The sequence below is a fragment of the Anaerocolumna sp. genome, assembly GCF_032079385.1.
GTDB lineage: Bacteria > Bacillota > Clostridia > Lachnospirales > Lachnospiraceae > Anaerocolumna.
Genome location: NZ_DAMAUC010000009.1, coordinates 67,025 through 86,901, shown reverse-complemented (window position 1 = coordinate 86,901; position 19,877 = coordinate 67,025). Strand labels below are relative to the sequence as shown.

Here is a 19,877-nt window from a genome sequence, read left to right as displayed (position 1 = left end):
ATATGAAAAAGAATGAATACAAATCCGGTTTTGTTACCCTTATTGGAAGACCTAATGTGGGAAAATCCACATTAATGAACTATCTAATTGGCCAAAAGATTGCCATTACATCCAATAAGCCTCAAACCACAAGAAATCGAATACAGACCGTTTATACCGCAGAACAAGGGCAGATTATCTTCATTGATACACCAGGAATTCACAAAGCGAAAAATAAGCTTGGAGAATATATGGTGTCAGTTGCGGAGAGAACTTTAAAAGAGGTAGATGTGATACTTTGGCTGGTTGAGCCTACTACTTTTATAGGTGCTGGAGAAAAGCATATAGTGGAGCAGCTAAATAAAGTTAAAACACCGGTTATTTTAGTCATTAATAAAGTGGATACAGTAAAAAAAGAGGAAATCTTAAAATTTATCGATGCTTATAAAGATGTGTGCTCCTTTGCGGATATAGTGCCTGTATCTGCTCTTAAAGGAGATAATACAGAAGCTCTGATTCAGACTATATTCAAGTATTTGCCGGAAGGCCCCAGATATTTTGATGAGGATGTTATTACGGATCAGCCAGAAAGGCAGATTGTTGCAGAATTAGTACGAGAAAAGGCCTTAAGACTTTTAGGGGATGAGATACCTCACGGGATTGCCGTATCAATTGAAAGTATGAAAGAAAGACCGGATGGTAAGCTTGTAGATATTGATGCTACCATTATCTGTGAAAGAGATTCTCATAAAGGAATTATCATAGGTAAAAAAGGAGAAAAATTAAAACAAATCGGTATGCAGGCAAGACAGGAGATCGAAAATCTTCTGGATATGCGGGTGAATTTGCAACTTTGGGTAAAAGTAAAAAAAGACTGGAGAGACAGTGATTTCTTAATTAAAAACTATGGATATAACAAAACAGATTTGTAGGTTTATATTAGGAAAACTTTTATTATACTAATATACCTTGAAGAAATATTCCGTATTTCTAAAGGACATTAGTACTTACCCCTTACGTAAAATAGGATATGGTATTTTTTTATTAGTTTAGAATGAAAATGGTTGGATAAACTATTATTAGGAACTTAAGTATTACACTTATTATTTACAGTTAGGGGGAATTTAGATGAATCAATCATATTATTGGAAAAAGTTTGAAGAAACAGGTTCCATTCTTGATTATTTAAACTATACGGCCTGTACTATAGAAGATGCAGCAGGCTATAGACGAAATGATATAAAAGAAGGTGGTTGTAATGATGATGGCAACGCCTATGATAGGGATGGTTTTATCAGCCATGCCAATTGGAGATTATGATAAACGTTTGGTTATTTTAACTAAGGAACGTGGAAAAATAACTGCATTTGCAAAAGGCGCTAGAAAACCAAATAGTGCCTTTTTGGCATGTAGTCAGCCTTTTTCATTTGGTGAATTCTCTTTATATGAAGGAAGGTCTTCTTATAATTTAATATCCGTTACCATATCAAATTACTTTGAAGCTTTAAGAAACGATATAGAAGCTGCCTATTATGGAATTTATTTTTGTGAACTGGCGGATTATTTTACCAATGAGAATGAAGATGGGACGGAGATTCTAAAACTACTGTACCAATCCCTTAGAGCCTTGACCATGGAATCCATTGGAAAGAACCTGGTGCGGTATATATTTGAATTAAAAATATTGGTTATTCATGGTGTAGCACCTCAAGTATTTCAATGTGTGAAATGCGGAAATGAAGAAGACTATTATTTTTTTAACAGTAGAGAAGGGGGCCTTATCTGTAAGGACTGCCAGCATGGAGAGGTAATTGGAAAGAACATAAGGCTGAGTTCCTCTGCTATTTACACGATGCAATATATCATAACCTCTTCCATTGAAAAATTGTATACATTTACCGTATCAACGGAAGTATTGGAAGAACTAAAACAATGCATGAACAGTTATAAAGAATACTACATAGACAAAAAGATGAAATCTTTAGAAATTTTAGAGAAATTGTTCTGATATAAAATTTAGTTGAAATATATTTATTTTAAGGTTACAATGATAGAAAACTTATTCTAAGTCTAGATGGAGGAGCTTTTATGAAAAAGACAGTTCTTTATACAATTCTGGTCTTATCATTTATCCTGTTGGCCGGTTGTAAAAGAAAAAACATAAAGTTAAATACCAAAGATGCGGAGGCTAATACCGTTGTAATCAAAAAAGACGGTACGGTACAGGCAGCAACGGTAGAAGAATTTGGTAAAGAGTACTACAGCCTGGATGCGTTAAATAGTTTTATTGCAAAAGAAATCAACAAGTTTAATAAAACTCTGGGATCAGAAACTGCAATTATCATAGATTCCTTGGAGATGAACGGAAACTCTGCCGTCCTTATATTAACGTATCAAAACCTGGATGCTTATGCGGCCTTTAACAAGGTAGAAGCGGTAACGGTAGGAGTGGATGCTCTTTCAGGCAGCAAATTGGAACTACCTGATGTTTTTGTAAAGGAAGATGGCGGTGCTTATGTAAAGAAAGAGGAAGCTATAAAGAATGAAAAATATAAAGTAGTTATGATAAATGACAATGTGAATTTAATGGTGGAAGGGTCAATTAAGTATTATGCTAATTGTATATTAGTGAATTCCTACACCATTCAAACCGCACAGGAAGGCGCTTCCGTCATTATATATAAACCATAATATCTGTCATTCTGAGAGCTGATTCAGATAAGCTGAATTCTAAGCTCGAAGAATTTCTTTTATAGAGATTCTTCGCCGTTCAGGCTCAGAATGATATATTTATAAATATTTGCATGTTCTTTATAAAGTGAAAGCATTGCGGTGGCCGCTCACTTACAAAAGCTTAATTTTAGAATATCTATTATGAAGATAAGAAAACTAGATAACTTATTGAAAGGAATGAAAGTAAGATGGAAAAAACAATGGAGAAAATTGTTGCCTTAGCAAAGGCCAGAGGATTTGTATATCCGGGTTCAGAAATATATGGAGGATTGGCGAATACCTGGGACTACGGCAACTTAGGCGTTGAACTGAAGAATAATGTTAAAAAGGCATGGTGGAAAAAATTTATACAGGAAAATCCTTATAATGTAGGTGTTGACTGCGCAATCCTTATGAATCCACAAACATGGGTAGCTTCCGGACATCTTGGCAGTTTCTCCGATCCTTTAATGGATTGTAAAGAATGCCACGAAAGATTCCGTGCAGATAAAATCATAGAAGATTATGCTCATGATAATAATCTTACTTTAGAAGGCGCTGTAGATGCCTGGACTCATGAAGATATGTCCAAATATATTGCTGAACATAACATACCATGTCCGACTTGCGGAAAACATAATTTCACAGATATACGTCAATTTAATCTTATGTTTAAAACCTTCCAGGGTGTTACAGAAGATGCAAAGAATGTAGTATATTTAAGACCGGAAACAGCACAGGGTATCTTTGTTAACTTTAAGAATGTGCAAAGAACTTCAAGAAAGAAGATACCATTTGGTATTGGACAGGTGGGTAAATCTTTCCGTAATGAAATTACACCTGGTAACTTTACATTCCGTACAAGAGAGTTCGAACAGATGGAATTAGAATTCTTCTGTGAACCGGATACAGATTTAGAATGGTTTGCATACTGGAAACAATTCTGTATTGACTGGTTAAAATCTCTTGGAATGAAAGAAGAAGAAATGAGAGTTCGTGACCATGAAGCGGCTGAACTTTCCTTTTATAGTAAAGCTACAACAGATATCGAATTCCTATTCCCATTTGGATGGGGTGAATTATGGGGTATCGCCGACAGAACGGATTATGATTTAACACAGCATCAGAATATATCTAAAGAGGATATGAGCTATTTTGATGATGAGAAGAAGATTAAGTATGTGCCTTATGTAGTAGAGCCATCTTTAGGTGCAGACCGTGTAACATTAGCATTCCTTTGCGGTGCATATGATGAAGAAGAAATCGGAGAAGGCGATGTTCGTACGGTTCTTCATTTCCATCCTGCATTAGCACCGGTTAAGATTGGTGTATTACCATTATCCAAGAAGCTCTCTGAGGGAGCAGAAAAGATATATCAGGAATTATCCAAGTATTATAACTGTGAATTCGATGACAGAGGTAATATTGGTAAACGTTATAGAAGACAAGATGAAATAGGTACTCCATTCTGTATTACCTATGATTTTGAATCAGAAGAAGATCAATCTGTAACCGTTCGTGATCGGGATACAATGGAGCAGGAACGTATTAAAATTGCGGACCTAAAGGCTTATTTTGAGAAGAAATTTGAATTTTAACATATGTTAAAGGTAATATTATAATATAGCAGATTGAACTTACAAAAGGATATTCCGAAAGGGATGTCCTTTTTGCGTATATTCAGACTTTCATGATAGAGGTTGTGAGATAATGTTGGAGAATTTGGGCTTTGGAAAATCTGGGATTTAACAATATTTCAGAAATATGGTGTGAAATTGATTGGGTCAAAACTTTATAAAGATAAAATAACTTATAAAAAATCACCTTGAGAGGGCATATTTACAAGGAATTATGTCAATAGTCAATTTTATCTTTATAAAATCGATGAAAAAGGCAAAAATAACTTCCCATATTTATGTGACATGTGTTATAATGTTGGATGTCGACGATAGAGTCAAACAATTAACAGATATTTTAGGAGGTAAAAAGACTAAAATGGCAAAATGGGTATATTTGTTTAAAGAAGGTAAAGCGGATATGAAGAATCTGCTTGGTGGTAAAGGAGCTAACTTAGCTGAAATGACTAATTTAGGACTTCCAATTCCACAAGGTTTTACTGTAACAACAGAAGCGTGTACAGATTATTATAACAATAATAAAACTATATCAGACGAAATTAAAGGTCAAATCTTTGATGCTTTAAAAATTCTTGAAGAAGAACAAGGCAAAAAATTCGGAGATACCGAGAATCCTTTATTAGTATCTGTTCGTTCTGGTGCAAGAGCTTCTATGCCAGGTATGATGGATACTATCCTTAACTTAGGATTGAATGATGTTGCTGTAGAAGGCTTTGCAAAGAAAACTGGTAACTCCAGATTCGCATACGATTCCTACAGAAGATTTATTCAAATGTTCTCTGACGTAGTTATGGAAATCAGCAAATCTAAATTCGAAAGAGTTTTAGATGAAATCAAAGAGAAAAAAGGCGTTCATTATGACAATGAACTTACAGCAGAAGATTTAAAAGATGTTATTACACAATTTAAAGCATTATATAAAGAAGAAAAAGGAACTGAATTCCCTCAGGAACCAACAGAACAGTTAATCGAAGCAGTTACAGCAGTATTCCGTTCATGGGACAATCCTCGTGCAATCTACTATAGAAGAATGAATGATATTCCTGGAGATTGGGGAACCGCTGTTAACGTACAAGCCATGGTATTTGGTAACATGGGTGATACATCAGGAACTGGTGTTGCATTTACGCGTAACCCGTCTACTGGTGAAGCTAAGATTTATGGTGAATACCTGATTAATGCACAAGGTGAAGACGTTGTTGCAGGTATCAGAACTCCTCAGCCTATTACAAAACTACATGAGGATATGCCAGAAGTATTTGATGAATTCATGAGAATTGCAACCTTACTTGAAGATCATTACAAAGATATGCAAGATATGGAATTCACAATTGAAGATAAAAAACTTTACTTCTTACAAACTCGTAACGGTAAGAGAACAGCTGCAGCTGCTTTAAAAATCGCTTGCGATTTAGTGGATGAAGGAAAGATTACAAAAGAAGAAGCTGTTAAGAGAATTGAAGCAAAATCCTTGGATCAATTATTACACCCTGCATTTGATCAGGTTGCACTTAAAGCTGCAAAACCTATTGGCAGTGCACTTCCTGCATCTCCTGGTGCAGCAGCAGGTAGAGTATACTTTACCGCTGATGAAGCAAAAGAGCATCATGAAAAAGGTGAAAGAGTTGTCCTTGTTCGTTTGGAAACTTCACCAGAAGATATTGAAGGTATGCATGCATCCGAAGGTATCTTAACAGTACGTGGTGGTATGACATCTCACGCAGCTGTAGTAGCTCGTGGTATGGGAACTTGCTGCGTATCCGGTTGTGGTGATATTAAAATCAATGAAGAAGCAAAATATTTTACACTTGGCGGAGAAACAATCAAAGAAGGAGAGTATATTTCCTTAGACGGTTCTACCGGTAAAATTTATGTAGGTGATCTTCCTACAGAAGAAGCTTCTATCAGTGGTAACTTTGACAGACTTATGCAATGGGCTGACGAAATCAGAACATTAAAAGTTAGAACAAATGCAGATACTCCTGAAGATGCTGCTAACGCAGTTAAATTCGGTGCAGAAGGTATCGGCCTTTGCCGTACAGAGCATATGTTCTTTAATGAAGATAGAATTCCTAAGATTAGAAAGATGATCCTTTCTAAGACAGTAGAAGCAAGAGAAGCAGCTCTTGAAGAATTAATTCCATTCCAAAAAGGTGACTTTAAAGGTATCTACGAAGCAATGGAAGGAAGACCAGTTACTATCCGTTTCTTAGATCCGCCATTACATGAATTCGTACCTACAAATGAAGAAGATATCAAAGAATTAGCAGAAGATATGGGTCTTACTGTAGAAGAAGTAAAAGCTACTTGCGACTCCTTACATGAATTCAACCCTATGATGGGACACAGAGGTTGCCGTCTTGCTGTAACTTATCCAGAAATCGCTAAGATGCAGACAAGAGCAGTTATGGAAGCAGCTATCGAAGTTAAGAATGAAAAAGGATACGATATCGTTCCTGAAATCATGATCCCATTAGTTGGTGAGAAGAGAGAATTAAAATTCGTTAAAGATGTTGTTGTTGAAACAGCAGAAAAAGTAATCGCTGAATACGGCTCTGATATCAAGTACATGGTTGGTACTATGATTGAAATTCCTCGTGCATGCTTACTTGCTAACGAAATCGCAGAAGAAGCTGAATTCTTCTCCTTCGGTACAAACGACTTAACACAGATGACATTTGGATTCTCTCGTGATGATGCTGGTAAGTTCTTAGATTCTTACTACTCTAACAAGATTTACGAATCAGATCCATTTGCAAGACTTGATCAGGAAGGTGTTGGCCAACTTGTTCAAATGGCAGCTGAAAAAGGCCGTGCAACAAGCCCTAAATTAAAATTAGGTATCTGTGGAGAACATGGTGGAGATCCATCCACTATCGAATTCTGCCATAAGGTTGGTTTAAACTATGTATCCTGTTCACCATACCGTGTGCCAATTGCTAGACTTGCAGCAGCACAGGCAGTTTTAAATCAGGCAAAATAATTAAAATATCAACGTTTTTAAGTGGTTTGACTGAGTCAGACCATATTGAATAACAGAAATATAGTAACACCCTATCATGTAAAAGTGGTAGGGTGTTTTGTTGTACTTAGGATATCAAAAAGGTTGAGAAAAAGAAAGACATATTGTACTATATTATGTATAGGATTTACATGGAAATTGCACCTGGGGAACCAAGAAAGACCATTGCTGCTGTTGAATTAGTGCTGCAGCCCCGAAATTTTTATTTACTTTAAATTTCTAAAAAATTAGAAACGGTGTATAATAGAAATATAAAATAAAGGGTTAGACTCATAGGGGAGAGGAATACAGGTATGAAAATATTAAAGAAAGCAGGAACAACAGTAATAGTTACCTTACTTGCAATAATAATTGCAGTACTAATTTGGAAGAAGGAACTTAGTGCTTTTTTTGCGGCAGGGAGTTACGCTAATGTAGATAATATGGTAGAAACTATAATGAATAAGTCAGCTACTCCAGGGGTGGCTCTGGTAATATCAAAGGGTGGTAAGATAGATTATAAATGCTACGGGTATGCGGATGTTAAAAATCAAGAGAAGGTTACGGAAGAATCTTTGTTTGAATTGTGTTCAACAACAAAGGCATTTACGGCTTTGGCTATCATATTATTGGAAGATGAGGGATATTTAAGAGGCTCAGACCGTGTAACGGATTATTTGTCCTGGTTTGCACCTACTTATAACGGTGAACGAGCAGATATAACTATTGATCAGTTGCTAGCACATACCAGCGGCATTCCCTCATGGAGTATCCAGTTGATTCCGGAGGGAACTTCAGATGAAATGCTTGAAAAAACCATACGGAATATATCAACTATTAAATTAGATACATACCCTGGGATAAAACATAGTTATGCAACTATTAATTATGATGTATTAGCTCTTATCATTGAAGAGGTTACAGGAGAAAAATATCAGGATTTTATAACAGATAATATATTGCTCCCATTAGGAATGACAGAGAGTTATTTTTCTACCGGTCAAGAAGAGGTATCTGCTAAACTTGCCAAAGGTTATAAATTATTCTTTGGTAAAAGCTTAGAATATAAAGCTCCCAGATATTATGGTAATATGGCAGCAGGATACTTGGTTACTAATATTAAGGATTTAGGGTTTTGGTTGAATGCCCAGTTGGGATTCGGTAACATACCGGAGAAGCTTAGAAGTGCTATAATCAGATCCCACGATGTAGACAGAGAAATTGCCGGATATGTAAATATGGATAAATATTATTCTTATGGATGGAGTAATGATATAGAGAATAAAGTAATTAAACATGGAGGAAGTAATCCAAATTATTCTTCTCAGGTTGTTATAGATTTAGAAAAACAAGAAGCTATATTTGTACTAGCCAATTTAGATTCTAGCGTACCCGCTCAAATTGCTGACAATACACTTAAAAATCTAAATGGTATCCAGATGAGTAAATTTAGTTATGATGATACCTATATATTACTGGATTTGATATTCTCCAGCTTATCTATAATAGCGGTGGTGAGTTTTAGCATAAGGATTCTAAATTTAGTTAAAGGGAAAAAGCATGCTATTAAAAATAAAAACACTAGTGCAGGGAGAATAATTAGCATTGTCATAAGACTTATATTAAGAATAATTTTCTTAGTATTTGTAATTATTTGGCCTTATTTATTTAACTATAATTATTACTTAATGAGGGTATGGATGTCCAATGCAATATTTGTGTGGGAAGTTCTTACAATAATTAACTGCATTTTATCTATTATAATGAAGATTAAAAGAATAGGAGCAATAAGGAAACAAGAACATTAAATCATAGTGAAGCACAGAACGTAGGGTAATAGTTTAACACTTGCTATATTCTGATAATTTGCTATAATATAATCAGAAAAGGCAATCGCCACAGGGTGGCTGAACAATGGAAAAATAGAAAACCTTCCTGGACTGGGCAAAGTACAGGGAAGGTTTTTTACGTTAGTTACAAACAAATAAATATCAGTAGTGCTATAATGAACATGGCAAATTGAATGAGATCTTTAATATCAAACTTATTGCTCATATGTATCACCTCCATTCTATGCAGAATGAAGGTCAACCACCCTATAAATATTACAGAAGAAAGGATTTTAATATGTTACTAATTAAAAATGGAACAATTAATGATGCAGTTCATGAGGAGCCTTATCTTTCAGACATTCTTGTCTCACAGGGTAAAATCATAAAGATAGAACCCAATATTATTCCTGATAAAGAGACTGCGGTATTTGATGCCGCTGGTAAATACATATACCCGGGTTTTATTGATGCTCATAGTCATATTGGTTTGGATGGATATGGTATTGGATATGAAGGACAGGATTATAATGAGCTGAATGATATCGTTACTCCCCAGTTAAGGGCAATTGATGCTATTCAACCGATGGATGAGGCATTTTTAAAGGCTGTGAAGGCAGGAATTACATCCGTGGCAACAGGGCCGGGAAGCTCCAATGTTTTAGGAGGTACCTTTACCGCGATTAAGACAATTGGAAAGCGAATTGACGATATGGTGATCCGGCCAGCCATTGCTATGAAGTGTGCATTTGGCGAGAACCCAAAGCGTTGTTACCGCGATAAGTTTGATACTACCAGAATGTCAACGGCTGCAAAATTACGGGAGATGTTATTTAAAGCAAGGGAATATGCGAGAAAGATTGAGGCGGCTGGGGAAGATGAAAGCAAGCGTCCTTTATTTGATATAAAGCTGGAGGCGCTACTTCCTGTGCTCAGAAAAGAAATTCCGCTAAAAGCTCATGCCCACCAGGCAAATGATATGTTTACCGCAATACGCATTGCCAGAGAGTTCGGAGTTGATATTACATTGGAGCATGTGACGGAAGGACATCTGATTGTGGAGGAACTGGCTAAAGAAAACATTCCTTTGGCAGTGGGACCTTCTTTTGGACATCCTACGAAGTTCGAACTTCGTAATAAGACTTGGGAGACACCAGGCGTACTAGCCAATGCTGGCTGCAAGGTATCTATTATTACGGATGCACCTGTTATTCCGCAGGAATATTTGCCGCTGTGCGCAGGACTTGCAGTAAAATCAGGGATGAAACCTTTTGATGCATTACGTGCTATAACCATTAACCCGGCAAGACATATTGGAATTGCCGACAGGGTTGGATCTGTCGAAATAGGTAAGGATGGGGATATTGTGATCACCGACGGCAATCCATTTGAGCTTGGAACGACTGTAGAAGCTGTATTTATTGAAGGGAAATTGGTTTCAGGAGAGATGAAATCGTTTAATAGTCACGTGGAATATCACTAGGGATTATGTTCAGGAATACCCCAAATACATCTAGAGATAAAGAAATTCATAAGTGGAAGATATAGTGATGGAATATATATAGTATAAGGAAAAGGAGGCTGAAAATAATTTGGCTTCCTTTTTGGTTGTGCGCCCGGCGGCGGACGTTACTAACCGGTGCAAGTCCGGAATCTGCCCTGTGAGATGGTAATAAACTATTGTGAATTAGCAGCTTATAGTATACACTATAATAAATGAATACGGATGAATAGAGGTGTTTTCCGGTGAAGGATGATAATAAATGTACAGTGACCATACAGGCATTGCGAAGGATGCCATATTATATGCAGCAACTTAAAATGTTGCAAAAGAATAATGTAGAAACCATCTCAGCACCCAAAATTGCAGAATTGCTTCATCTTAATGAGGTTCAGGTACGTAAGGATTTTGCGTCAGTAAGTTTATCAAAGGGAAAACCAAAGGCTGGTTTTTCTGTTTCTGAATTAATTACGAATATGGAGAAGCTTCTGGGATATGATAATACTGAGGAAGCGGTTCTGGTTGGAGTGGGTTCACTGGCACATGCCTTGCTGGCATATGAAGAATTGAAAAACTATGGAATAAGAATAGTAGCAGCTTTTGATAATAATGCTGCTTATATTGGTTTGGAAATCAATGGTACCAAAATTCTTCCTGCAGAGAAAGTCAGTGATTTGTGCCGCCGTATGAAGGTGCATATCGGCATTATTACCGTTCCGGCAGCTCAAGCCCAGATTGTATGCGATCAGCTGGTAGCCGGAGGGGTTCTTGCTATATGGAATTTTGCTCCGGTGCATCTGTCCGTACCGGATCACATTCTCGTACAGAATGAAAATTTAGCTGCATCACTTGCGGTATTATCCAAACATCTTAAAGAACAATTGATATAATTTAGTTTGCATACATACTGTTAGCTGGAAAGTAGGAATCTGAATGAATACAAAGCATTTAAAATACGTAATTGAGGTGGAGAGAACCTGTTCCATTTCCCAGGCCGCGGAAAATCTTTTTATGGGACAGCCAACTTTAAGTAAAGTAATTAAAGAATTAGAAGATTCCCTTGGATATGCTATATTTGAGCGAACTTCCAGGGGAGTGAGCCCAACACAAAAAGGGCAGGAGTTTTTAGTATATGCAAGGAATATACTTTTGCAAATAGAAAAGATGGAGGCGCTTTCTGAAACTGCTAATAGCAACACCCAGAACTTCAGTATATCCATACCCAGGGCCGGTTATATCACAGACGCTATTGTAAGTTTTATGGCAGACCTAGACGAAAACAGGGGAATTAACGTAAATGTCCAGGAAACCAGTTCCTTTCAGATAATCAATAATGTAACAGATGGCTCTTTCCGGCTGGGAATTATACGCTACCAGGTAGAATATGAAAACTATTTTTTTGACTATTTGATGGAAAAACAGCTGCAGTATGAAATTCTGTGGGAGTTTGAGCATCTTGCACTTATGTCGGTGAATCATCCTTTGATCCGGTGTGAAAAAATAAACTATGAAGAACTTAGAGAATATACAGAGATATCTTACGAGGATACAATTATTCCTTACCTGATGCAAAGCAACAGCAGGGCAAACAATAATGGGAAAACTTCAAAACGTATTTGTATTGATGACTGGTGCAGCCAGTATGATATTCTACGCACCATTCCAACAACCTATATGTGGGGCTCTCCCATATCGGAAAAATGGTTAACTCAATACAGCCTCACACAGCGAAGATGTAAAGCTTCCGGACACAGGTATAAAGATGTATTCATATATTCTAAAGATTATAAGCTCACTGCACTTGAACGAAAATTTGTTGACAAATTATCAGAGGCAAAAAATGAGGTTGCTTTTAAAGAATATAAATAGAAAAGAAAAGTAATAAGAAATAAGTCATTGCAGTTAAGCGTTTTGCAGCAATGACTTATTTTCATCTAAATTTACTGCAACCTCTTTCTTTATAGGTATGTCTATATAGGAATAGCCATATTCCGATATTGGAATAACCCGCATGCTGTGACAAATATTTATCAATCAGCTTTTGGCAATTAAGGCCTCTATATAAGCAAGTTCTTGATAAATTTGAACGAATAATAGCTAAAAACCACAAAAAATATAATAACAATCAATATATCGATAATGGAATATCGATAAAACAATTTTGCATTTTACATTTAGGCAAGAGATTGTTAAAATATAAACAAACAAAGCAATCACATATAACTACATACTGTATGAATTAAAGAAACAGTATGTAAACTTGGTATAATTAAGGAGGAAATAGTATGTCAAGATTTACAATACCCAGAGATGTTTATCATGGTAAAGGATCTATTGAGGCTTTAAAGACTTTAACCGGAACAAAAGCAATCGTTGTTGTAGGCGGCGGTAGTATGAAACGTTTCGGATTTTTAGATAAAGTTGTAGATTATCTGAAAGAAGCAGGAATGGAAGTTAAGCTATTTGAAGGGGTAGAACCGGATCCTTCTGTTGAAACCGTTATGAAAGGTGCAGAAGCCATGCGCGAATTCCAACCAGATTGGATTGTATCAATTGGTGGTGGTTCACCTATAGATGCGGCAAAAGCAATGTGGGCTTTCTATGAATATCCTGAGACAACCTTTGAAGATCTTTGCATACCATTTAATTTTCCAACCCTTCGTACAAAGGCTAAATTCTGTGCTATTCCTTCTACTTCCGGTACAGCAACCGAAGTTACTGCGTTTTCTGTAATTACAGACTATGCAAAGGGTGTTAAATATCCTTTGGCTGACTTTAATATAACACCGGATGTTGCAATTGTAGATCCTGACCTGGCTGAAACAATGCCTAAGAAACTTACAGCACATACCGGAATGGATGCCATGACCCATGCCATTGAAGCATATGTTTCTACACTAAATAGTGATTATACCGATCCATTGGCACTTCATGCTATTAAAATGGTAAGTGAATATTTGATAAAATCTTACAATGGAGACATGGAAGCACGTGCTAAAATGCATAACGCTCAATGTCTTGCAGGTATGGCATTCTCCAATGCGCTGCTTGGTATTGTACACTCAATGGCACATAAAACCGGTGCTGCTTATAGTGGCGGTCACATTGTACATGGCTGTGCCAATGCTATGTATCTTCCGAAGGTTATTAAATATAATGCTAAAGATGAAATTGCAGCAAAACGTTATGCTGAGATTGCAGCATTCCTGGGACTGGAACCTAGTGCAGATGCATTAATTAAACATATCAATGCAATGAATAAAGAATTAGATATTCCTAGTTGCATAAAGGATTACGAAGGCGGAATTATTGACGAGAAAGAATTCCTTGAAAAGCTTCCTAAAGTTGCTGAACTTGCTGTAGGTGATGCATGTACTGGATCCAATCCAAGAGCAATTACCCCGAAAGAAATGGAAAAATTATTATATACCTGCTATTACGATACCGAAGTAGATTTCTAACAACCGCTGTAATATGTCACTATACTGATATGTTATAGATAATTATATAAGGAGCTTTTTGTAGAGTAGCTGAACAATCAGCTATAAAACAAAAGCTCCTTTTTATTATAAATTCAGCAACAGAGGTTTTCAGCACATTAGTTAAAGCTTTTCTTTGCAAATAACAACTGTTTCTAAAAGTGTTGAATAGCTTAAGCGTATCGTTGTTTTAGGTCTAAGTGACGCTGTCTGAAATCTCTTTTAGCTTTTGGTAATCCATAATGATATATCCCTTATCCTTTTTCAAAATTCCATCATCGCAAAATTTCTTCATAACAAATAGTACATGACGATAACTGATATTCATATACTCGGATACATCCGTATGGGATAGATTGTACCTTCCGTTTTGCTGGTGTCTTAGTATGAACGAGGCAAGCCGTTTTTCCAGTGAATAATTCATATATTCACTCATCCGGTAACTTCTAAGCATTAGTTTATTAGAAATGTAGGAGGCAAAGTAAAAAGAGGCTTCCCCATCTTTTTTACAGATATTCCTTACTTCTTTCAAATCAAATTCCAGGCAGACAGTATCATCTACAACTTTATTCTCCTTAATGTAGTCTTCATCGCGGAACAAAGAAAGTTCTCCCAGCCAATCAGACTTTCCCACAAAATCAAGGATTGACCGACGTCCATTTTCATGGTCAATATAGATTTTTACCGTTCCGGAAAGAATTAAATAACAATGGGAAATTTTTTTACTGGCTTTAAAAATATTCTCTCCCTTGGAAAACTTCTTCTCGACGCCCAGAACCCTTAGACTTTCCGGTATTTCACAGTTATGGTTTACTTTCATTTTTACACCCATTGCATATCATATCTGTTTTGCAGATGTGATACTGCCACAAATAAACAGATTGAAAGAATGATTTTGTGGTACCTTTCTTTGCATTTATTTTCTTTCAACTTTTTATTCCCCAATATGATAATTCTCATAGTTGTTTATTGAATTTTTATGATATCATATCGCTGAGGTGAAAACAATGATTAAAAAAAATAAGAAATACACGAAATATATGTTCTACTCTATTTTATCCTTTTTGCTTTTTGGTTTTGGAATTTCGCTGCAACTAAAGGCAGCCATTGGCCAAAGCGTTTTAAATGCATTAGCGGTTACATTGTCTGACACGGTTCATTTGAAAATTGGTACCATACTCAATGTGATTAACTCGCTTTTCTTTGCAACATATTTACTTTTACGGCGTTCCCGGTTAAACTATAAGGATGCTATACAAATAATCGCAACTATCACCAATGGAGCTATCATCAATTTTTTTCTCTATAATGTACTTTCTATATTTGTGGTAGAAAATTATTTTTATAGAATTGTACTTTATATGGTTGGTTTGGGCATAGCGTCTATCAGCCTGGGAGCCGTTCTTGCTATTGGAATTATAAAATTCCCATTAGAAAGCCTTTGCCTGACCATTAGTGAAGTGTTTAAAAAGAAATTTACCGCTGTACGGATGAGCTTTGATATAATATTCTTAGTAATCACTTTAATTATAACAGTATTGGCACATACCCCCTTACAGATCAGGGAAGGGACCGTTATCAGCATTTTCCTTTTATCAACGCTGTTAGGGATTTGTTATGAATTTTTCAAAAAACATCTAACTATGGAGGAATAAAATATGTACCAGGTTTTTTTATTGGATATCGACAATACACTATTAGATTTCAATGCGGCAGAGAAAAGGGGATTCAGAAAGGTGATTGAATCCTATGAGGTAGAATATGACAGCGAAATGCTGGAGCAATATCAAAAAATAAACCGAAATCTCTGGAGCTTACTGGAGCAGGGAAAAATAAGTAAAGAAGAAGTATTAAACACACGTTTTGGAGAATTCTTCAGTCACTATCATATAGAAGCCAGCGGGAAAGAAGCGGAATCTCGTTTCCGGAAACATCTCGGAGACAGCTCTGACCTGGTTCAAAATGCAAAAGAAACACTGCTGCAGTTAAAGGAGCAGGGAAAAAAATTATATTCCGCATCCAATGGGGTATATGAAACCCAAATACAAAGGCTTAAAAATGCCGGTATCTATGATCTTTTCCATGGGATGTTCATATCGGAAAAAGTGGGATATGAAAAACCGGCTCTCCCATTTTTTGAGTATTGTTTTAATAATATTCCGGATTTTGAAAAAGAAAAGACAATCATGGTAGGAGACAGCATATCCTCAGATATACAGGGAGCTATAAACGCCGGCATAGATTCCTGCCTCTTTAGCCCTTCGGAAAATCAGGTTCTGTCAAGTGCGACTCATACTATCAGGGATATCTCGGAATTGCTTCGTCTCTAAAGTTGGTCACTTAATTATATGGCAGGTATTTTTACAGAATATCTAAAGAGTTAATATCTAAAGAGTTAATATCTAAAGAGTTAATAGCCAAAGAGCTAATAGCTAAAGAGCTAAATAGCTATGAAGCAACAGTTATTTTCTAGTATATCTAAATAAACAAAAGAAATTTCTAATTATAAATTGAATGGATACCTGGAAATGATGCCTTATACCGGTTATGGACGAATATCAACTTTATTCTAAATAGCTGGTATTTTCATTTGATTTTGTAACTGCCCCTTCATTAAAAGTCTATTTGTGTATGCATCTTTTGCGAACACCTCTTATTTTATGATTAAATATTCCCATAGAGAATTTTGTGTTTTGAATTAAACATTTAAAAGAAAATTTATGCATAATTACTAAAATTGATAAAATCTTGACAAAAAATTGTCACATGTATATAATGAAACCGTAAAAAGTGTTAAAATACGGAAGAAAAAAAGAAGGAAAAAGAAGGCAAGTAGATAAAAGAATCGGAGAATAAGATAATATTAAAATACATTGGTATTTATCAAATGTCTAATGAGAAAGAATGTTAGGGGATATATACGGAAGAGAGTATGTGACATAGAAGATTATATCGTACCTGGCAGCCTTAAGGATGCACAAGGTATTTTGGGTTATTACCCGGAATCCTTGGAAAGGAGTCAAGGATGCTAAAAGTAATTGTAGCGGATGATGAAGATAAGATATGCCAGCTAATATACAAATTAATTGACTGGGAATCCCTCGATATGAAGGTTGAAGCCATTGCACATAACGGAATTGAAGCACTGGAGTTAGTAAAATTAAACAATCCGGATATTATAATCACAGATATTAGAATGCCCGGTTATGATGGCTTGGAATTCATATCAAGAACAAGAGAAATAAATCCCCATATCCAATTTGTAATTATCAGCGGTTATCAACAATTTGAATATGCCCAGAAAGCAATTAAGTATGGGGTTATTGACTATCTACTTAAGCCAATTAAAAAGAATGAACTTTTAGCCACTTTAACCAAGATAAAGAATCAATACATGGAACGGGTGGAGCTGCTGACGAAAGAAGAACAGTCAGAACTAAGTATAAGAAATAATATTTATAAATTAAGAACCGGTCTGTTTAACTCGGTGCTATTTTATAATAGGACAAAAAACATAACCATTGATTTTATAAATAATGACTATGGATACCGGTTTAAGGAAGGTTTATTTCAAATCATAATCGTAAAATTAGATGGGGTGGGACGGTCTTATTCTACTACAGTTACCTTTCTTGAAGAAAAAATACTCAAAATAATTCAGAATAATCTAAAGGAATATTGTTATGATATGGAGAATTATTTTGAAAATAACATAATCTATGGCATTATAAACTACGATTCCGGCAGTAAAAAGAACATTCGTCGCCAATGCAAGAGGCTAATGGATGAATTGCTTTTGCAAAGAGAAATATTTGAGAATTTAGAGGTTACCATTGGGCTTGGTACGGTGGAACATGATATTTCTATGATTGATGATTCTTACAAGGGGGCTGTCTGGGCATATCAGCAAAGATTAGTACTTGGTACCAACAGGATAATAGAAGGCAAATTAATTACTTCAAATAATTTTGTAGACAGCAGATTGTTTCATGATTTTAACAAAGATATGAGAACCGCTCTGGAAAGGCTTGATAAAGAAGCAGTTATTGGAGCCATTCATTACATAAGGGAAGGTTTAAGAAACCGGCCGGAAACCAGCGGACATGAATTACTTCAAATGACCAAGGAGATCTGTAATCTGTTTTTATTTACTATGCGTTACAATAAGCTTCCTGTGGAAGGGGGAGATAATTTCCTTGAGAATTTTAGCATGAATGCCAATGACATTGGTTCTGTTTATAAGTTATATCAATACCTTACAGACGTTATTGTTAACAGTATGGATAAGATAATAGAAGATAAGAGGCAGAGTGATACAAAACCTATTCGAGATGCAAAGCAGTTTATACAGGATAACTATAATAGGCAAATAACACTGGAAGAAGTCAGCGGAAAAGTTGGTTTTAATGCTACCTATTTTAGTTCCTTGTTTAAGAAAGAAACCGGCTATACATTTTTGGAATATCTTTCTGAGGTGCGTATTAATAAAGCAAAAGAACTTTTAAAAGATACCAATTATAGTGTCATGGTAATCTGTGAGAATGTAGGTTACAGTGATATTAAACATTTTACGAAAACATTTGTGAAACATACGAATTTGAAACCAAATGAGTATCGAAAGTTATATTCATAATGAAGGGATAGGAAGTAAGATGAAACATAAAAGCAGGTATCTTTCTTTTAGGGTGGGTATATTATTTTGTTTAATGACATTACTTGCATTTATTATGCAATTATTTTTCACTATTATTGCATTACGGGAAAATAGGTATATTCTACTGGCAGTTGTGGGATATATTTTCTTTGTAGTACTTCTTTATCTAAGTTATAAGTGGGTATATAAGCCCTATCAGGAGACGAATAAAACGCTTAGTCTGTTTTCAGAGGGATCCATTTTGCAGGGAATTTTTGAACTTAGGTGTCCCTTAAGTGAGAAAATGGATGATGCCACAAAGCGGTTTAAAGTAATGTTAGATACTAAAGAGCTATTTAAACTTTCAAAGAAGCAGGCAGAGTATTTAGCATTACAAAATCAAATCAATCCACATTTTTTATATAATACTCTGGAAGGCATCCGAAGCGAAGCTTTGTGTGCAGGAATGGATGGAGTGGCGAATATGACGGAGGCTCTGGGCACCTTTTTTAGATATACCATATCCAATGTGGATCATTTAGTTACGCTGGAAGATGAACTGTCCAATATACAGAATTATTATATGATACAGCAATACCGCTTTGGGGACAGGCTGAGTGTAAGTGTAGAATATGAGGAAGAGGAAAAGGATGTATTAATGCTCTTATTGCCCAAGCTGACCCTCCAGCCAATAGTGGAGAACTCCATTTATCATGGAATCGAGCGTAAGATAGGCAAAGGTAGTTTGAGAATAAAGATACAGGCAACTACGGATCGCCTGATTATTGTAATATCAGATGATGGACTTGGAATTGAAAAGGAGCAGCTGGATCTGCTGAATAAAAAACTTAGGTCTACTTATTTGGAGGATGTAATCCAACTAAAAGGTAAACAAGGCGGTATAGCCATAGTAAATGTAAATAACCGTATTAAACTATTGTTTGGTGATGAATACGGAATTTATATTACAAGTACCATTCATGTCGGAACGGATGTTACTATTACATTGCCAAAAGTGAAAGAGTAATCTGTAGGGGAATGTGAAAAGAAATTCTAAGTTTCATATTTGATTGTTTGTGCCCCTAAAACGGCATGTCTTGCAGGTT

At 35.8% G+C, this 19,877-nt stretch carries 16 protein-coding genes; 15 read left to right on the top strand and 1 reads right to left on the bottom strand.

Annotated features, from left to right (window positions below):
- Window positions 1-2: 2 nt before the first annotated feature.
- The 11 genes from era to RT261_RS09115 all read left to right on the top strand — a co-directional run bounded on the left by era (window position 3) and on the right by RT261_RS09115 (window position 14,120).
- On the top strand, window positions 3-911 hold the full coding sequence (gene era, locus RT261_RS09165; RefSeq protein ID WP_313131988.1) for a GTPase Era: 909 nt from the start codon (window positions 3-5) through the stop codon (window positions 909-911).
- A 196-nt stretch (window positions 912-1,107) separates the two neighbouring features.
- Complete coding sequence (locus RT261_RS09160) at window positions 1,108-1,299, top strand: hypothetical protein (RefSeq protein ID WP_313131986.1); 192 nt, start codon at window positions 1,108-1,110, stop codon at window positions 1,297-1,299.
- Window positions 1,238-1,987 carry a DNA repair protein RecO gene (gene recO, locus RT261_RS09155; RefSeq protein ID WP_313131985.1) on the top strand — a complete coding sequence of 250 codons (750 nt, stop codon included), beginning with the start codon at window positions 1,238-1,240 and terminating at the stop codon, window positions 1,985-1,987. Before RT261_RS09160 ends, recO begins: the two co-directional genes overlap by 62 nt.
- An 80-nt stretch (window positions 1,988-2,067) precedes the next feature.
- Window positions 2,068-2,670: a hypothetical protein gene (locus RT261_RS09150; RefSeq protein WP_313131984.1), complete on the top strand. Its 603-nt coding sequence runs from the start codon at window positions 2,068-2,070 to the stop codon at window positions 2,668-2,670.
- Window positions 2,671-2,900: 230 nt separating this feature from the next.
- The gene (locus RT261_RS09145) at window positions 2,901-4,289 is read left to right on the top strand and encodes a glycine--tRNA ligase (protein ID WP_313131982.1); all 1,389 of its coding nucleotides are present in this window, start codon (window positions 2,901-2,903) and stop codon (window positions 4,287-4,289) included.
- Between the two features lie 397 nt (window positions 4,290-4,686).
- Window positions 4,687-7,311, top strand: a complete 2,625-nt coding sequence (gene ppdK, locus RT261_RS09140) for a pyruvate, phosphate dikinase (protein ID WP_313132079.1) — start codon at window positions 4,687-4,689, stop codon at window positions 7,309-7,311.
- A gap of 332 nt (window positions 7,312-7,643) precedes the next feature.
- The gene (locus tag RT261_RS09135; RefSeq protein WP_313131981.1) at window positions 7,644-9,137 is read left to right on the top strand and encodes a serine hydrolase domain-containing protein; all 1,494 of its coding nucleotides are present in this window, start codon (window positions 7,644-7,646) and stop codon (window positions 9,135-9,137) included.
- Between the two features lie 319 nt (window positions 9,138-9,456).
- Complete coding sequence (locus tag RT261_RS09130) at window positions 9,457-10,641, top strand: amidohydrolase (protein ID WP_313131979.1); 1,185 nt, start codon at window positions 9,457-9,459, stop codon at window positions 10,639-10,641.
- Window positions 10,642-10,904: 263 nt separating this feature from the next.
- On the top strand, window positions 10,905-11,549 hold the full coding sequence (locus RT261_RS09125) for a redox-sensing transcriptional repressor Rex (protein WP_313131978.1): 645 nt from the start codon (window positions 10,905-10,907) through the stop codon (window positions 11,547-11,549).
- Window positions 11,550-11,592: 43 nt separating this feature from the next.
- Entirely contained in the window at window positions 11,593-12,528 is a 936-nt protein-coding gene (locus RT261_RS09120) for a LysR family transcriptional regulator (RefSeq protein ID WP_313131977.1), read from the top strand.
- Between the two features lie 416 nt (window positions 12,529-12,944).
- On the top strand, window positions 12,945-14,120 hold the full coding sequence (locus RT261_RS09115) for an iron-containing alcohol dehydrogenase (protein ID WP_313131976.1): 1,176 nt from the start codon (window positions 12,945-12,947) through the stop codon (window positions 14,118-14,120).
- A 214-nt stretch (window positions 14,121-14,334) separates the two neighbouring features.
- Here RT261_RS09115 and RT261_RS09110 read toward each other — a convergent pair whose 3' ends face one another.
- The gene (locus RT261_RS09110; RefSeq protein ID WP_313131974.1) at window positions 14,335-14,970 is read right to left on the bottom strand and encodes a cyclic nucleotide-binding domain-containing protein; all 636 of its coding nucleotides are present in this window, start codon (window positions 14,968-14,970) and stop codon (window positions 14,335-14,337) included.
- A 175-nt stretch (window positions 14,971-15,145) separates the two neighbouring features.
- On the opposite strand from RT261_RS09110, the gene RT261_RS09105 reads away from it, so the two are divergent.
- The 4 genes from RT261_RS09105 to RT261_RS09090 all read left to right on the top strand — a co-directional run bounded on the left by RT261_RS09105 (window position 15,146) and on the right by RT261_RS09090 (window position 19,798).
- Entirely contained in the window at window positions 15,146-15,793 is a 648-nt protein-coding gene (locus tag RT261_RS09105) for a YczE/YyaS/YitT family protein (protein WP_313131973.1), read from the top strand.
- Window positions 15,794-15,796: 3 nt separating this feature from the next.
- Window positions 15,797-16,468, top strand: a complete 672-nt coding sequence (locus tag RT261_RS09100) for a YjjG family noncanonical pyrimidine nucleotidase (RefSeq protein ID WP_313131971.1) — start codon at window positions 15,797-15,799, stop codon at window positions 16,466-16,468.
- 695 nt (window positions 16,469-17,163) lie between these two features.
- The gene (locus RT261_RS09095) at window positions 17,164-18,771 is read left to right on the top strand and encodes a response regulator (protein ID WP_313131969.1); all 1,608 of its coding nucleotides are present in this window, start codon (window positions 17,164-17,166) and stop codon (window positions 18,769-18,771) included.
- A 73-nt stretch (window positions 18,772-18,844) separates the two neighbouring features.
- Window positions 18,845-19,798 carry a sensor histidine kinase gene (locus tag RT261_RS09090; protein ID WP_313131968.1) on the top strand — a complete coding sequence of 318 codons (954 nt, stop codon included), beginning with the start codon at window positions 18,845-18,847 and terminating at the stop codon, window positions 19,796-19,798.
- Window positions 19,799-19,877 lie beyond the last annotated feature (79 nt).

Excerpts from the sequence above, each read along its gene's own strand:
- era (WP_313131988.1), top strand. The coding sequence starts at position 3 with ATGAAAAAGAATGAATACAAATCCGGTTTTGTTACCCTTATTGGAAGA.
- RT261_RS09160 (WP_313131986.1), top strand. The coding sequence starts at position 1,108 with ATGAATCAATCATATTATTGGAAAAAGTTTGAAGAAACAGGTTCCATT.
- recO (WP_313131985.1), top strand. The coding sequence starts at position 1,238 with ATGATGATGGCAACGCCTATGATAGGGATGGTTTTATCAGCCATGCCA.
- RT261_RS09150 (WP_313131984.1), top strand. The coding sequence starts at position 2,068 with ATGAAAAAGACAGTTCTTTATACAATTCTGGTCTTATCATTTATCCTG.
- RT261_RS09145 (WP_313131982.1), top strand. The coding sequence starts at position 2,901 with ATGGAAAAAACAATGGAGAAAATTGTTGCCTTAGCAAAGGCCAGAGGA.
- ppdK (WP_313132079.1), top strand. The coding sequence starts at position 4,687 with ATGGCAAAATGGGTATATTTGTTTAAAGAAGGTAAAGCGGATATGAAG.
- RT261_RS09135 (WP_313131981.1), top strand. The coding sequence starts at position 7,644 with ATGAAAATATTAAAGAAAGCAGGAACAACAGTAATAGTTACCTTACTT.
- RT261_RS09130 (WP_313131979.1), top strand. The coding sequence starts at position 9,457 with ATGTTACTAATTAAAAATGGAACAATTAATGATGCAGTTCATGAGGAG.
- RT261_RS09120 (WP_313131977.1), top strand. The coding sequence starts at position 11,593 with ATGAATACAAAGCATTTAAAATACGTAATTGAGGTGGAGAGAACCTGT.
- RT261_RS09115 (WP_313131976.1), top strand. The coding sequence starts at position 12,945 with ATGTCAAGATTTACAATACCCAGAGATGTTTATCATGGTAAAGGATCT.
- RT261_RS09110 (WP_313131974.1), bottom strand. The coding sequence starts at position 14,970 with ATGGGTGTAAAAATGAAAGTAAACCATAACTGTGAAATACCGGAAAGT.
- RT261_RS09105 (WP_313131973.1), top strand. The coding sequence starts at position 15,146 with ATGATTAAAAAAAATAAGAAATACACGAAATATATGTTCTACTCTATT.
- RT261_RS09100 (WP_313131971.1), top strand. The coding sequence starts at position 15,797 with ATGTACCAGGTTTTTTTATTGGATATCGACAATACACTATTAGATTTC.
- RT261_RS09095 (WP_313131969.1), top strand. The coding sequence starts at position 17,164 with ATGCTAAAAGTAATTGTAGCGGATGATGAAGATAAGATATGCCAGCTA.
- RT261_RS09090 (WP_313131968.1), top strand. The coding sequence starts at position 18,845 with ATGACATTACTTGCATTTATTATGCAATTATTTTTCACTATTATTGCA.